We start from the raw sequence: 14,594 nt of genomic DNA on the forward strand, positions 1-14,594 counted from the left end.
TCTCTTCTGATTGTAACACCGGGAGAGAGAAATTTAACATATTCACCTTAATTTTATGCAAAATACGCTTAATCTTTGTCATTCTCTTTCTTCAATATTCAAGCTAAGCTAAGAGCGATAAATATGGGGAATAAAGAAAGGCAGGTAGCGATATGAACAAAGTACGGTTTGGCATTATCGGCATCGGTAATATGGGCTCTTCCCATGCGTTAAGCCTGATTCACGATATTCAGGGCGCGGAACTGACTGCTGTATGCGATACAAACCCCAAGCGTCTGGATTGGGCAAAGGAGCACCTCCCTAGCCAAGTGCTTATATTCGGGAATCCCAAAGATTTCTTTGAGTCTCGCGCTATGGATGCCGTCTTGATTGCAACGCCTCACTATGACCATCCCTCCCTTGCGGTACAAGCTTTTGAGAGCGGTTACCATGTGTTGATTGAAAAGCCGTCCGGCGTATACACCAAGGCAGTCCGTGAGATGAACCTTGCGGCTGAAGCTTCAGACAAGCTGTTCGGTATCATGTACAACCAGCGAACCAACCCGCTCTATGCCAAGCTGCGCGAGCTGGTATTATCCGGGGAGCTTGGCGAGATTCGCCGGACGAACTGGATTATTACGAACTGGTACCGGTCGCAGAGCTACTACGATTCCGGCGGCTGGCGCGCCACTTGGGCCGGAGAAGGCGGCGGCGTGCTGCTCAATCAGGATCCGCATCAGCTTGACCTATGGCAGTGGACGACCGGAATGATGCCGGCCCGGGTTCGTGCGTTTTGCCACTTCGGGAAATACCGGAACATCGAGGTCGAGGACGATGTCACCGCTTATGTTGAATATAGCAACGGCGCCACTGGCCTGTTCGTGACTACAACCGGAGAAGCACCCGGAACGAATCGCTATGAGCTGACCGGGGATAACGGAAAAATCGTCGTCGAGGACGGCAAGCTGACCTTCTGGAGGCTGCGGGTGCCCGAGCCTCAGTTCAACGCGGAATTCACCGGCGGCTTCGGCCAGCCCGAATGCTGGAAATGCGATATTCCGATCCATGAAGGTGAAGGTTCGCAGCATAAAGGAATTTTGCGGAATTTCACGAACGCCATCCTTCACGGCGAGCCGTTGCTGGCTCCGGGAAAGGACGGTATTCACGGATTGACGCTGTCTAATGCCATGCATTTGTCGTCCTGGACCGAGGATTGGGTGGAGCTGCCGCTCGATGAGGATTTGTACCACGCCAAGCTGCAAGAGAAGATCGAAGCTTCAACCTTCCGAAAAGCAAGCGGAGACGGCAAAACACTCGACGTTTCGGGCACGCATTAGCTCTGATATCCAATTGATTTCAAGGAGGCTCAATCAGCGATGAAATTGTCCGTATTTACCGTAGCAACACCGGATCTCACACCGGAGGAATTGGTCCAAGCGGCCCGGGAAGCAGGACTCCATGGCGTGGAATGGCGATACAAGGAGATTCCAGCCGATGCAGCCGGAGAAGCGCCCTCCTACTGGCGCAACAACCTATGCTCGATTGATCCGTCTCTCCCGGACAATGAGCTGCTGCGCTTCAAGCAGATTACCGAAGCCGCAGGGCTGGATATGGTTAGCGTTACTCCCTACTTGAATCACCTCGGTCTGGAGGAGACAGAACAGGCTTTCCATGCTGCTCGTCTGCTGGGCGCGAAGATGATTCGCGTCGGAGCCGCCGGATATGGCGACGGGACGCCTTATCCCGAGCTGTATGACAAGACGGTCCGCTACCTGAAGGAAGCCGAGCGGCTTGCCAAGCAATACGGCGTTAAAGGGGTCGTGGAGACGCATCATTTCACCATCGCACCCAGTGCCGGCCTGGCCCATCGGCTTGTCAGCCATTGCGATCCCGACCTGATCGGCGTCTTGTTCGACCCTGGAAACATGGTATATGAGGGCTACGAGCAGTTCAAGATGGGACTGGAGCTGCTTGGTCCTTATCTGGCGCATGTTCATATCAAGAACGCCGCCTGGATTGAAACCGGCAAGCACAAGAACGGAACGGCCGAATGGCGCTGTGAATGGGCCTCCCTGCATAACGGGGTCGTCGATTTCGGCCGGCTGCTGGCGGATTTGAAGTCCGTTCACTACGACGGATATCTCGGCATCGAGGATTTCAGCGGTACATGGAATTCCAGAGCTATGCTTCGGCAGTTTGCCGAATTTATTCACGAGCGAATTTAAGAGGTTGTTCAAAAAGTCATCTTTGATCACAAAGTATTCCAAGGGGTTGATTCGGCGTCGAATCTTGCGTTCACCCTAGAAGTCCGGTACTCATGTGGGGCTCCCTACACTCCGTTACTCCTTCTTCGGGTTCTCACAACCTTCTCGGTGCTGAAAACCTGACTTTTTGAACACGCACTATAAGGAGGCTGCTTATCTATGCCATCGGAAGCTAACGAACAAGTTAAATCTTTTCAGACCAGCGACGGAATGAACTACGCGCCAAAAGGCAAGCCCAATCAAGTCGTACAGCCGGGCGAATTCATATTTGCCGCTGCAGCCCTGGATCACGGACATATTTATGGCATGACCGGCGGATTGATCGAGGCTGGAGCGACCTTGAAATGGGTCTATGACCCGGATCCGGCCAAAGTACAGGCATTTCTGAAATCCTATCCGCAAGCGGCCCCTGCCGCCAATCTGGAACAAATCCTTCAGGACCCGGAGGTTCGGCTTGTTGCCTCCGCTGCGATTCCATCTGAACGAGGTCCGTTAGGGCTTCGGGTAATGGATGCCGGGAAGGATTACTTTACGGACAAGGCGCCGTTTACCAGCCTGGAGCAATTGGAAGCTGCCCGCCAGAAGGTTCAAGAGACCGGACGAAAATATGCCGTATACTATAGCGAACGCCTGCATGTGGAATCTGCGGTTTACGCCGGACAGTTGATTCAGCAAGGCGCCATCGGACGAGTGCTGCAGATTACCGGATTTGGGCCGCACCGGTTGAACGCCCCTTCCAGACCATCCTGGTTCTTTGAAAAGGAGAAGTACGGCGGTATTCTTTGCGACATCGGGAGCCATCAGATCGAGCAATTCCTGTTCTACTCCGGGTGCAAGGATGCCGAGGTCGTGCACAGCAAAGTTGCCAACTATAACCATGCGGAATACCCCGAGCTGGAGGATTACGGTGACGCGACACTCGTCGGGGATAACGGAGCGACCCAGTACTTCCGGGTGGACTGGTTTACGCCGGACGGATTAAGCACCTGGGGAGACGGCCGGACATTCATTATGGGAACCGAGGGCTACATCGAGCTGCGAAAATATACCGACATTGCCCGGGATCGGCAGGGGGATCATGTCTATCTGGTCAACAAGGATGGCGAACAGCATTTCTCCGTTCGCGGGCAGATCGGATTTCCTTATTTCGGAGAGCTGATCCTGGATTGCATCCACCGTACCGAGCATGCGATGACCCAGGAGCATGCCTTCAAAGCTGCAGAGCTTTGTCTGAAGGCACAGAACCAGGCGCTTCATCTCACCACCTCTCTATAGACAGGAAGGATGCAACATGAGAGATCAGATCAGTACGGCCATTGTCGGCGCTGGTGCGATATCCACCGTTCATGCCGAAAGTATAGCCAAATTGAACGGAGCGCATCTGAAGCTGATCGTTGACAGTGATCCGGTCAGAGCCGTACAGGCCGCTGAGAAATATCATTGTGAGGCAGCATGCGATTTTCAAGCGCTGTTGAACCGGGAGGATATTCAGGTTGTGCATCTATGCACGCCCCATCATCTCCATGCCGAAATGGCGATCGATTTGCTCCGTTCCGGCAAGCATGTTCTTACGGAAAAGCCGATGGCTCATCATCTCCACGCTGCCGAGGCTTTGCTTCGGGAGGCCAGCCAGAGCTCGGCTCAGCTGGGGATTACCTTTCAAAACCGTTATAATGCCTCATCCCGGACCATACGGGAAATGATCGACAAGGGAACCCTGGGGCGTCTGCTTGGCCTTAAAGGAATCATCACCTGGAATCGCGAGCCGGCCTACTACACCTCCAGCCCTTGGCGCGGACGTTGGGCGACCGAGGGCGGCGGTGTGCTGATTAACCAGGCGATTCATACCCTCGACCTGCTCCAATGGTTCGGCGGCGAGGTAGCTTCCATCGAAGGCAGCGCAAGCACCGATACCCTGGGCGATACGATTGAAGTCGAGGATACGGCGCATGCCCATATCCGGTTTGCCAACGGAGCACGGGCATTATTTTATGCTACGAACGCCTATGTCTCCAATTCCCCGGTCGAGCTGGAGCTTGTATTCGAGCAGGGGGTGCTTCAGTTGCGTGAGGACTGTCTATATCTCGTTCAGGGTAGCTCTACGACGCTGCTATGCGAGCCTCCTGCCACCTTGGATGAGCAAGGGCTGGTTACGGGCAAATCCTATTGGGGCATTAGTCATCAGCTATTGATCGAAGATTTCTACGACCATGTCCGCAGCGGGACGCGCTTTCCGATTCACGCTGAGGAAGGGATCAAAACTATGCGGTTAATCACCGATCTGTACGCTTCTTCCCAAGCGCAGGCCGCTCGGATGAGCAGCCGTCCGACTTAAATTCTATATAAAAGTTGAGCTAATGATTATACACAGGAGGCAACGTGTAAAGTGTTCTTACGATCGCTGTTGTTCGCGGATTTCTTGGATTGAATTGGCCATGTAAAGGAAGCAATCCGCTCTCAAAGGCGAACGCTATCGAGCCTATGCTCCCGAGGTAGCTTTCCTTCAGAAAGCTTATACTATAGGACACTTTACATTTATGCCTTTTCTGTGCCGTTCTTTAGTTCAACTTATACAGTAAAAGAATCAGGCTCCCTCTCCAGAAAGAACACCTCTTTCAAATCACGGCTTACAGGACGGTGGTCAGCATGCGTCTCCATAATATCCTTCATGCTATCCCACCACTTTCTGCAAATCATCGTATCGGCAGCCTGGTTCCAGAGAGCTTCGTCCTCAAGCTCTAAATAGGCAAACAACGTGCTTGTAGGTTCATCCAAGAAAATCGAATAACTAATGACCCCGTGAGCGAGCAGCATCTCTTTCATCTCAGGCCAAAGCTCATGATGACGCTTATGATATTCATCATGACAATCCTCATAGACCTTCATCAGCGAAGCTTTTCGTATCATCCTCCCACCTCCTCTCGCTCAAAAAATTGAACTACTGAATGTTACGTCTGTGGGCAACGTGTGAAGTGTTCTTACGATCGCTGTTGTTCACGGATTTCTCTGATTGAACTAGTATAGAGTAGAAATCCATTCACAAAGGCGAACGCTTACGCTTCTACAGCACACTCCACACTTATGCCCTTTCGACGTAGCTTTATAGTTCAACCTATATAAGCAGCAAGTATCGAGTATCCTTCGTCAATCATTCGCCAATTTGAATTGCCGCCGCCAGCAGCACTAATGTAAGGCCCTGTCCCCAGCCTTGGGCCCATTTTCGGTCCACCGCAAGATAGTCCTCAACATCGTTCATCACAGCGGTTCCTCCGGAGACATTAAGCACGCGGCCATTCGCTGCAATATTACTCAGCACGCCATCCAGGGCTTTCTGCACATATTTCGCATGGAGGGGATTGCCCTGCATGAGCATAGCCGCCGCTATTCCTGCCGTCGCTGACACTTCACCGTAGGCCTCCGGAACATTAAGAACGGTTCCCCAAAGGCCATTATCCTTCTGCAGTTTTTTAATAGCAGCGAGTTGATCCCGCAAGGAACTCCATATATGCATCATCGGCGGATAGAGATAGCCTTCCGGCACCACCCTTGCCGCCCGGGACATCGTATAGGCTGCCCAAGCATTGGCTCGCGCCCAGTAAATCCCGGACATATGATCTTGCCTGATATTGTTGTAGCCATGGTACCAAAGCCCGGAGTCCTCGTCCTGCAAATAATGGATATGCCAATAAAATTGGTGCAGAGCATCTTCAATCAGCGGCTTCTCTCCCAGCATCACGCCGGTGCGCAGCATGAAGTAGGCGGCCATAAACAGCGTGTCGGCCCAGCACTGCTCCGGAAAATCATTCTTGGCGGAGACCGTATGCTGAAGCACCCGTTCTCCGAATCGAGGCGCCTTGTTCTGGATGTAATCGATCTTGCTTAAAATCAGATCGAGATACTTCTGGTCTTGCGTATGTTCATACAAGGTAAGCAGCATATGTCCCATCGCGCAGGTGTTCACGTTCCATATTGGAAGCCCCGCCTCAATATACTCATCACACCATGCCACCATCCGTTCGAGATAAGCCTGTTCCCCGGTAGCTTCGAAGATCGAGCTGACTCCGTAAAAAGCAACCCCTCCCGGCCAGTCCCAGGTCAAATCCATTCCGAAGATATAGTCCACCACGCGTCCGGCGATTGGTCTCAAGTCGGACGGAACCGCTGTTAGCTTCAACCTATTCACCCTCCCGGATTAGTTGTACTGTCCCTCGTCGATCGCTTTCTGCTTCTCATCAAGAATCTCCTGGTAACCCGCGTTAAGGTAAGTCTTCTTAGCCGCTTCGTATGTTACATCGAACTCCCCTTCCGGAGACAGAACGCACTTGACATACAGCTCCTGGAACAGCGAGTTCAGGTCGGCCTTGTATTCGTTGACTTTCTCAAGAACGATAGTGAACAAGGCGTCCGGCGTGCGGTATTCTGCCGTCTCATCATAGTACCGCAGCATATCTTCGGCCAGATATTCATACCCTGGGGGCGCCCAGTTGCGGATATACGATTTTCGCGTCAATTCCGGGCTGGCGTATTCAGCCATCTCCGTGACAAGTCCCCAATAATCCTTGTTGTTGTTATTGGACAGCTTCGATTCACCCGCAAAATCGGCTACCTTCACAGCGATGCCATCGCTGTCGAGCGTGTAATTCTGGCCTTCAACACCATTTTGCAGGAAGAAAAGATTGTCCGGCTGGCTCATCCATTCGAGATACATCCATACAGCCCTTCGTTCCTCGGCCGAGGATTCGTAATTAATGCCCATAATGAAGCCAAAGGGCCAGTAGGCGCGTCCCTGAGGCTGGAGGCCTTCCGGAACGCTCGCCGTCGGAGGCAGCACCGCGAATTCGGCATCCGGATTGTTAACGAGCGTAGCGGATATCACGTCCGTATTGCTGGTGAGATAGAAGGCGAACGTTCCGGTCTTTCCGGCTACGAACTCCGCTTTTGTCTTTGCCTCATCATTGCGCAGATAAAATTCCTTATCGATTATTCCGTTGTTGTACTGATAATTCAGATTACGAAGATAACGTTCCGTTGCCGGAGACGTCAGGTCAGCCACGCTAAGGTCAGAATACAGCGCCCGTTCTTTTCCATCGATCGGCCAATCCCGGAATGCATAGTTGAAATTATAGTTGTTTTGCAGCAAGCTGCCGCCGCCAACCCCGAGACCTGCTTCCTTCCACTTTGCCAGCATCTCGTTATATTTCTCCAAAGACGTCAGGTCCTCGACCTTCATCCCGGCTTGCTCTACCCAGTCCTTCCGAACGAGTGTCGTGAAGTTGTCCGCAGAAGGACGATTAGCAAAGAAGAAGACTTTGTTTCCGTCCACACTACCGTATTTCTCTATGGTTGAATTCATATTTTTCCAGTAAGTCGGAGCATAGTAAGCAATTTCGTCATAATCAAGCTCTTGCATCACTTCTTCCCCGTAATAGGCCAGTGCTTGCGGCATGTCATAGTGAAAAATAATGTCCGGTGCCTTGTGCGAAGCAAGCAATTGCTCATAGTCCGTAACCTCGCTCGTGCGGGTAATCGGAACATATTTAACATCGATGTTGTACTTATCTCCGAATTCCTGCTGAACCCATCGGGTATAGTAGTTGTCCGTGACATTCCAGCCTTCGAACGCGCGCTCGTAGACCGGGATTTCCAGCGTGACCTTCTCGGGAAATCCTCCCGAGTAATCTTCATAATCTCCCGACGCGTTAGCAGAGTTGGTGCTCGGCGTATTCGAATTTTTAGAGCCGTTATCGGAATTGGAGCTGGAGTTGTTATTCCCTGTACATGCCGACAGAACACTGATTGCTACGAACAAAGCCATGACGATCGAGAAAATTCTACTTTTGCTCATCGTTTTCCCCCCGTTTTTTCAAATGATCTTGCTCCGGTTATTCCTTGACCGCACCCAGTAAAACGCCTTGAACGAAATACTTCTGGATAAACGGATAGATACAAAGGATCGGAAGCGTCGCAAACACGACACACGATGCCTTTAGAACCTCAGGATTACTAAGCTGAACCTGTGTCGCCTCCAGCTGGAAGCTTTCGCTGGCCTGAATGACCAGATAATACAATTTGAGCTGCAGCGGCCGAAGATCCACCGCTTGCTTAATGTAGAATAAAGCGTCCTGATACGCGTTCCAGCGGCCAACCGCATAAAAGAGCGATAAAGTCGCAATAATCGGCTTGGAGAGCGGCAGGACGATGCTCCACAGGATGCGGAAATGGCCTGCGCCATCAATTCTCGCCGATTCCTCCAGGCTTGCCGGAATACTGCTTGAAATAGAGGTCTTCATGATCAGGAAATTGAACGCGCTGAACGCCTGCGGCAGAATAAGCGCCCACAAGGTATCGAGCATGCCGAGTTGATTCATCAGCATGTATTCGGGAATAATGCCGCCGCTGAAGTACAAGGTAATCATGAAGATCATGGTCAATGCGGTGCGCCCCTTAAGCTGCTTGCGTGATAAAGGATAGGCCGCGCAGACGGTGATGATCATGCCGAGTATGGTGAATGCAACCGTCACAATCACGGATACATAGAGGGAACGAAGGATACTGGCATCGGCAAAAATCTTGCCGTAAGCTTCAAATGTGAAGCCGCGCGGCAGCAGAACCACCTTGTTCGCGATGACAAAAGCGTCAGAGCTAAGCGATTTGGCGGCGACATGGAGGAACGGCAGCAAGCAAACAAGCGAGGCGATGATCAGCGTGAGATGAATCAGCACATCCCAGGCGTCAAAGCGTCTGTTGCGATGCACGGTGAGTATATTGCCCGAAGACTTCAAGAACCCGCCTCCTTTCTTTAGATAGGTTGTTCAAAAAGTCAGCTTCCCAAGACGAAGCTGTTCCAGGAGTACATTCGACATCGAATCTTGAATTCAGCCGGGCCTTCCGTTGCTCACGTAGATCTGTCTACGCTCCGCTACTCAGTCCCTAGCTTCATCCAACCTTCTTGGTCCTGTAAACCCAACTTTTTGAACTTTCAATTTAAGGGCTGTAATCAAAATCAGTTCGTTTATTACAATGCATGTTTAAAAAATCAGCTTCTCAGCACCGAGAAGGTTGTGAGAATCCGAAGAAGGAGGAACGGAGTGTAGACAAAACCTACAAGAGCGAAATGCTTCCAAAGGAAGCATGCCTCGTAAGCATCCGCTTGGACTTCAAGGATGAACGCAAGATTCGATGTTGAACCAACCTCTTGAAATACTTCGTGATCAAAAGATGAATTTTTAAACTACCTCTCATAATAGTCCGTCTTCTCCTAGCTTCTTGGCGATACGATCCGCCAGCAGCACCAGCATGATTCCGATCATGGATTGGAACAAGCCGAGCGCCGTTGCCCGGCTGAAGTTCCCGCCCTCGATCCCCCAGCGGTATACCAGCACGGGAATGGTCGTCGTAAACTCTGTTGTGGCTTTATTCTGCAGTGCATAGATCCGTTCGAACGAGCCCTCCATGACCCGTCCCAGGTTCATGATTAACAAAGTCACGATGGTGGTGCGAATCGACGGCAGAGACACGTTCCATACCTTCCGCCAGCGGCCTGCGCCGTCCACGGTTGCCGCCTCGTACAGCTCCGGGTTGATCCCGCTGATCGCCGCAAGATAAATAATCGTCCCCCAGCCCATACTCTGCCAGACGCCAATCGCCAGATAACTGATCAGCCAGTTGACATCCTCCTGCAGAAACGGAACCCGGTTTCCGCCCATCATCGCGATCACATTATTGACCACGCCGTTGCCCTCGCTCAGCAGTTGATAGGCGATTGCACCGATAATAATCCAGGACAGAAAATGCGGCAAATAGAGCAGGGTCTGGTTAATCCGCTTGAATCGGATGCTTCTTACTTCATTAAGCAATAGGGCAAGCACGATCGGCATCGTGAAGCTGAAGACAAGATCAAGGCAGTTCAGCAGCAAGGTATTGCGGACAGCGCGTCCGAAATCATGCTTGGCGAACAGCTCCCTGAACACCTCGAATCCAACCCATTCGCTCCCCCAGACGCCATGGGCGATTTTGTAATTCTTAAACGCCAGCACAAGGCCGGACATCGGTGCGTATTTGAATACAAGCACAAAAGCGATCGGGATCAGAAGCATCAGGTAAAGTTGAAGGTCCCGGCGAAGATAAAAAGCGAAGCTCTTCCCTAGCGTCCCTCTAGTATGCAGAGGACTTTCAGTCTTTGAAGCGCTTTCAATTTTCAGAATCTCACCTCCTAACGCTTGGTCATTCCTCGCCCCGCCCGAGCCAGTGTGGAGACCATAGGGGAGGCTGTGTCTCATCTTACGCTCCGTCTTCGCACCGGTAAATCATGAGTTTTGATTCTATTTGTCATTTTTGATTGCTGCTTGATGTCATGGGAATTTTACAGGTGAAAATAATCAATATTGAAGGTTCTAAGCAAAATTAACTATTATGACTAACCTCCTGCCTGCTCCTTCATCTCATTCACGAAGTGTTTGTCTTGGCAGATCTGTAGCTGCTTGGCGCCATGCCCTCATATTTACGGAAAAACCGGTTGAAGCTCTGCACATTGTAGTACCCTACTTCGGAAGCAATCTGGGCGATGGTAAGCGAGGTTTCCAGCAAGAGCTGTTTTGCTTTTTCAATTCGCAATTGATTGATGTAATCGATCAGGCTTTTCCCCGTGAGCTCATATACGATTCTCCGCATATAGGAATAACTGATGCCGATTTCCTTGGCCATATTTTCGAACACGATTTCCTCGCAATAATGCTGTTCCAGGTAGCGGACAATTCGCTCGCCATGCCCCGCTTCACCCTGATTCCGTGTGAGGTACTGGATGATCTCGCCGAAGAAGCCGCGCATGTATTCCTCAAGCTCGTCAAGCGTATCTAAGGAAGCAATGGCGGAATAAACATTTCCCCGGCCCGCGAATATCCGTTCCGTGCTGATGTTGTTTTCTCTGAGATGCTTGATCGTGACACTGAGCAGCTGGTTATAGATGAACATGATATTATCGTAAGAGATATATTCGGCCGAAAGAATTTCCTGCCGGATCATACTCAGCTCTTTATGGATGCTGTCCAGATCACCGGTGTTCAGAAAATTGAGAATCCTTCTTTCACTGAGCGACGGGTAGACATATTTCCTGCTGCCGTTGTCTGCTGCCCCTCTCCAGAAAATAATTCCCCGGCCTCCTTCAATCATCCTGTACTTGATCATCTCCATAGCCTCAGCCGCCCGGTCAGGAATATTCCCGTTCAAGGCAGCCGGACTGCTTACTCCGATCGTCACCGTATGACCGAAAATATCCTCTGCCGTGGTCCTCACTGCTGCAAGAGCGCCGTGAATGCCTTCGCAATTCCGGCCGGCTTCCCCCTCTCCATAATTAATCACCATCGCAAAATAGCCCTCGCCCTGATAAACGCTATAAGCATGGATATCTTCCGGAAATAAGTCCTCGCATTGGGCGTTGAAAAGATACCGGTGATAGCTCCGGGTTTCCGAATTGGCCTGGCGCACATAATTCCGGTATTGGTCAATCGAGACGATGGTGATCAGGCAATAGGGCTCAGGGAACATACTCTCAGCCTGCTCCGAAACCTCGCCCTTCAGCAGGTTATGAATGGCCAGACTGCGTGTATCCCGTTCACGCTGGCGAAGCAGCAGATGAAGGCCTTCCTCCTCCTCCTGCATCCGCCGGAATGCCGCATCGAGGAACGCAAGCTCATTTCGCCCCGATATCCCAAGATTGCCGCGTGCGCGAACACTGTGAACCAGCCTGCGCACCGGCTTGGACAGCCAGGTGGCTAGAAGGACGGACAGCAAGGTCCCGACGAAGAAAATAACGACGGTCAACAGAAGGATGCTGCGCTGCATCGCACGAGTCTGGGTCATTAACTCATCCATCGATAGAATACTCACATTCCACCATCGGTACCGCTCTGAAAAGGACCAGGTGTACAACAGCCGCTTGTCATCCAGCTCATGAAATGCGTACCCCTGCTTGATCCCTTGATCCAATATTTCTCCGACAAATGGCAGCTCTCGCCCATTGGTGAGCAATAGGCTTTTATCATCATGCGAAATGATGGTGCCATCCCGCCTCATAAGCACAAATCCGTGCTCGCCAGGCTCCGACGATCGCAGGTAGCTCTCAATCTGGCTTTCCCGCAAATTGACAACGATCATGCCCCGTGTCGTGGTCGATAGGCGATTCAATGGCAGCACATACGAAATGACACTCGTCCCCGAGCTTAATTCCCGGGGAACCCAAATCCCTCCGATCCCTACCCTTCCGATCAGCGCCCGCTCGATCCAATCGATCGACTCATATCTGTCCAGCGTCGTAATCCCTTTGTCCGTGGAAATGACGTAGTTCGCTCCCTCCAGATAAAAATAGGTAGAGTACACGCCATCGACTCTGTGGTTCAGGTTCACCAATTCGTTTAGCACCGTAAGGGCGCTGCTCATGTTGCCATAATTCTCTCCAAGCTCGGCATAGGTCTCGAAATTGCGGATCCGGTCATAAATATGGGTCGAAGACAGCCTTACGGCATCCTGTGCCAGATTGTTCAGCGCATTCTCATTCAGCTTCCGGTTCGCATTCAGTCCAGCGAGTGCGGATTCCGCAATCTCAAGCTCGGAATTCCGCAGGATCTGGGCTCCGCTGTACCAGGTCAGAATAGACAACGGAATCGCCATGACGCAGAACAGAATAAGTGCCAGCTGAAGCAGCATCGGAATTCGTTTCATTGCTCCTTGCCCCTCTTTCCCTATTCGTAATCGCTTTCATTTTAATTTATATGAACTGTTTCAAGTTAATTTAAATATATTTCGCTCCACGTGCTTTATCAACCATTTTTTTACACAAAAAACCGCCCGGAGAAATGTCACAGGCGGTGATGAAGGGGATATCTTCTATTATCGTTAGTAAGAATGGATTAAAACTTGACCAGATCATCCACCTTGACTGCCTGACCTGTTCGAATCGAACGATTGGCAGCAATCCCGGTAAGGATGGATCTTGCTCCATCCACATGGTTAGCAGCTCGATTGAACCGATCATTGACCGGGGTACCGAACATATCTTGAAGTAAAATCGGATCTCCTCCGCCATGGCCCCCTTCCCCTTCTTCAACCTCTACCTCATAAGGCGGCTTCCACATCGGATAGACTAGAATTCGCTTATTCATCAGCGCCCCCTCCAGCGCTTTATCTCCCCCGGAGTTGACGTACGATTGCTCCACAATCGTCATTTCCATTCTTCCCTTGCTGCCATTAAAGGCAATACGGTAGCCTTCCCAAGGCATATAGGCATTCAAGGAATACGTCAAAATCGCTTTATTCTTGTATCGAACAATGACGCCCAAGGTGTCTTCAATGCTGATCCCATCCCCGAATACGCTTTGGTCGCGCCGATAGCCGTCCTCATGCTCGGCCTCCAGATACATCGCCTTCAAGTGCGGATTCTCATCTAAATGCAAGGCAAAAGGATCATCCTTGGCATTCGGATTGCCAGTTGCCCGCTCGTAGAAGCTGGTTGCTCCCCGCTGCTCAGCGTTCTCCCTGCCATAGAACAGCAAATCCCCAAAGGCAAACACCTCTTCCGGCTGCGAGCCGATCCAGAAGTTGACCAGATCGAAATGATGCGTCGATTTATGAACAAGCAATCCTCCGCTATTCCGTTTATCCCGGTGCCAGCGGCGGAAGTAATCCGCACCATGCATCGTATTGAGCAGCCATTCAAAGTGGATCGAATGCACATCCCCGATCACCCCATCCATGATGAGCTCGCGGGCTTTGGTATGATGCGGCGCATAGCGATAATTAAAGGCGACTCTTACCTGGCGGCCCGTTCGCTTAACCGCATCAAGGATGTCCTGGCATTTGTCTTCATCTACAGTCATCGGCTTTTCCGTAATGACATCACAGCCAAGCTCCAGCGCCCGGATGATATAGATATGATGCGTGCGATCCACACTGGTCACGATGACGGCATCCGGTTTCTCAGATTCGAGCATCTGCTCGAACTGTCCTGGAGGGTAAGTCCTCACTTTCGAATAGCCATACTTTTCTTCCAGAAGCTGGTTCGCATAGTCCATCCGTGTCTGGTTGATATCACAAAAGGCAACAAGCTCAGAGGTCTCACTGAATTGCTTGGCAATGGCAGAATAAAAAAACTCCGCACGGCCTCCGGTTCCAACAAGCACATACTTTTTCTTGTTCATGTTACAGCTCCTTTTGAGTTTATTCCTTCATTCGTAAGTTAACACAATAAAGGATGGTTTTCTCCGCTTTTAAAGCTGTTTTTCTTTGATAACCCGCTTTTATTGTCATATGATAAAGGAAGTAACCGCTCAATTAAGGAGTGCTTTCATGAAACCTTCT

Annotated in this window: 11 protein-coding genes; 4 read left to right on the forward strand and 7 right to left on the reverse strand. The window is 51.0% G+C overall.

Going from position 1 to position 14,594, the window contains the following annotated elements; all coding sequences use genetic code 11:
• The first annotated feature begins 152 nt into the window (after positions 1 to 152).
• From KQJ23_RS05655 to KQJ23_RS05670, 4 genes are all read left to right on the forward strand, one after another.
• The gene (locus KQJ23_RS05655; RefSeq protein ID WP_216477718.1) at positions 153 to 1,316 is read left to right on the forward strand and encodes a Gfo/Idh/MocA family protein; all 1,164 of its coding nucleotides are present in this window, start codon (positions 153 to 155) and stop codon (positions 1,314 to 1,316) included.
• A 39-nt stretch (positions 1,317 to 1,355) separates the two neighbouring features.
• Positions 1,356 to 2,204, forward strand: a complete 849-nt coding sequence (locus tag KQJ23_RS05660) for a sugar phosphate isomerase/epimerase family protein (RefSeq protein ID WP_216477719.1) — start codon at positions 1,356 to 1,358, stop codon at positions 2,202 to 2,204.
• Positions 2,205 to 2,402: 198 nt separating this feature from the next.
• Entirely contained in the window at positions 2,403 to 3,518 is a 1,116-nt protein-coding gene (locus KQJ23_RS05665) for a Gfo/Idh/MocA family protein (RefSeq protein ID WP_216477720.1), read from the forward strand.
• Between the two features lie 16 nt (positions 3,519 to 3,534).
• Positions 3,535 to 4,578, forward strand: coding sequence for a Gfo/Idh/MocA family protein (locus tag KQJ23_RS05670; protein WP_216477721.1), 1,044 nt, complete (start codon positions 3,535 to 3,537; stop codon positions 4,576 to 4,578).
• Positions 4,579 to 4,811: 233 nt separating this feature from the next.
• Here the strand turns inward: KQJ23_RS05670 and rhaM are convergent, their stop codons facing one another.
• The 7 genes from rhaM to KQJ23_RS05705 form a co-directional block, all read right to left on the reverse strand.
• Positions 4,812 to 5,150: an L-rhamnose mutarotase gene (gene rhaM / locus KQJ23_RS05675; protein ID WP_216477722.1), complete on the reverse strand. Its 339-nt coding sequence runs from the start codon at positions 5,148 to 5,150 to the stop codon at positions 4,812 to 4,814.
• A gap of 241 nt (positions 5,151 to 5,391) precedes the next feature.
• Positions 5,392 to 6,417, reverse strand: a complete 1,026-nt coding sequence (locus KQJ23_RS05680; RefSeq protein ID WP_430522282.1) for a glycoside hydrolase family 88/105 protein — start codon at positions 6,415 to 6,417, stop codon at positions 5,392 to 5,394.
• Positions 6,418 to 6,435: 18 nt separating this feature from the next.
• On the reverse strand, positions 6,436 to 8,088 hold the full coding sequence (locus KQJ23_RS05685) for a type 2 periplasmic-binding domain-containing protein (protein ID WP_216477723.1): 1,653 nt from the start codon (positions 8,086 to 8,088) through the stop codon (positions 6,436 to 6,438).
• A gap of 37 nt (positions 8,089 to 8,125) precedes the next feature.
• Complete coding sequence (locus tag KQJ23_RS05690) at positions 8,126 to 9,025, reverse strand: carbohydrate ABC transporter permease (RefSeq protein WP_216477724.1); 900 nt, start codon at positions 9,023 to 9,025, stop codon at positions 8,126 to 8,128.
• Positions 9,026 to 9,481: 456 nt separating this feature from the next.
• Positions 9,482 to 10,444, reverse strand: a complete 963-nt coding sequence (locus tag KQJ23_RS05695) for an ABC transporter permease (RefSeq protein WP_430522285.1) — start codon at positions 10,442 to 10,444, stop codon at positions 9,482 to 9,484.
• A 244-nt stretch (positions 10,445 to 10,688) separates the two neighbouring features.
• Positions 10,689 to 12,959: an AraC family transcriptional regulator gene (locus KQJ23_RS05700; RefSeq protein WP_216477726.1), complete on the reverse strand. Its 2,271-nt coding sequence runs from the start codon at positions 12,957 to 12,959 to the stop codon at positions 10,689 to 10,691.
• Between the two features lie 188 nt (positions 12,960 to 13,147).
• Positions 13,148 to 14,434 (reverse strand): Gfo/Idh/MocA family protein, encoded by a 1,287-nt coding sequence (locus KQJ23_RS05705; RefSeq protein ID WP_216477727.1) that lies wholly within the window; start codon positions 14,432 to 14,434, stop codon positions 13,148 to 13,150.
• Positions 14,435 to 14,594 lie beyond the last annotated feature (160 nt).

The organism is Paenibacillus brevis, assembly GCF_018919145.1.
Taxonomy (GTDB): Bacteria; Bacillota; Bacilli; order Paenibacillales; family Paenibacillaceae; genus Fontibacillus; species Fontibacillus brevis.

Bases quoted from the DNA above. Each gene is read 5' to 3' on its own strand.
- KQJ23_RS05655 (WP_216477718.1), top strand. From the start codon at position 153: ATGAACAAAGTACGGTTTGGCATTATCGGCATCGGTAATATGGGCTCT.
- KQJ23_RS05660 (WP_216477719.1), top strand. From the start codon at position 1,356: ATGAAATTGTCCGTATTTACCGTAGCAACACCGGATCTCACACCGGAG.
- KQJ23_RS05665 (WP_216477720.1), top strand. From the start codon at position 2,403: ATGCCATCGGAAGCTAACGAACAAGTTAAATCTTTTCAGACCAGCGAC.
- KQJ23_RS05670 (WP_216477721.1), top strand. From the start codon at position 3,535: ATGAGAGATCAGATCAGTACGGCCATTGTCGGCGCTGGTGCGATATCC.
- rhaM (WP_216477722.1), bottom strand. From the start codon at position 5,150: ATGATACGAAAAGCTTCGCTGATGAAGGTCTATGAGGATTGTCATGAT.
- KQJ23_RS05685 (WP_216477723.1), bottom strand. From the start codon at position 8,088: ATGAGCAAAAGTAGAATTTTCTCGATCGTCATGGCTTTGTTCGTAGCA.
- KQJ23_RS05700 (WP_216477726.1), bottom strand. From the start codon at position 12,959: ATGAAACGAATTCCGATGCTGCTTCAGCTGGCACTTATTCTGTTCTGC.
- KQJ23_RS05705 (WP_216477727.1), bottom strand. From the start codon at position 14,434: ATGAACAAGAAAAAGTATGTGCTTGTTGGAACCGGAGGCCGTGCGGAG.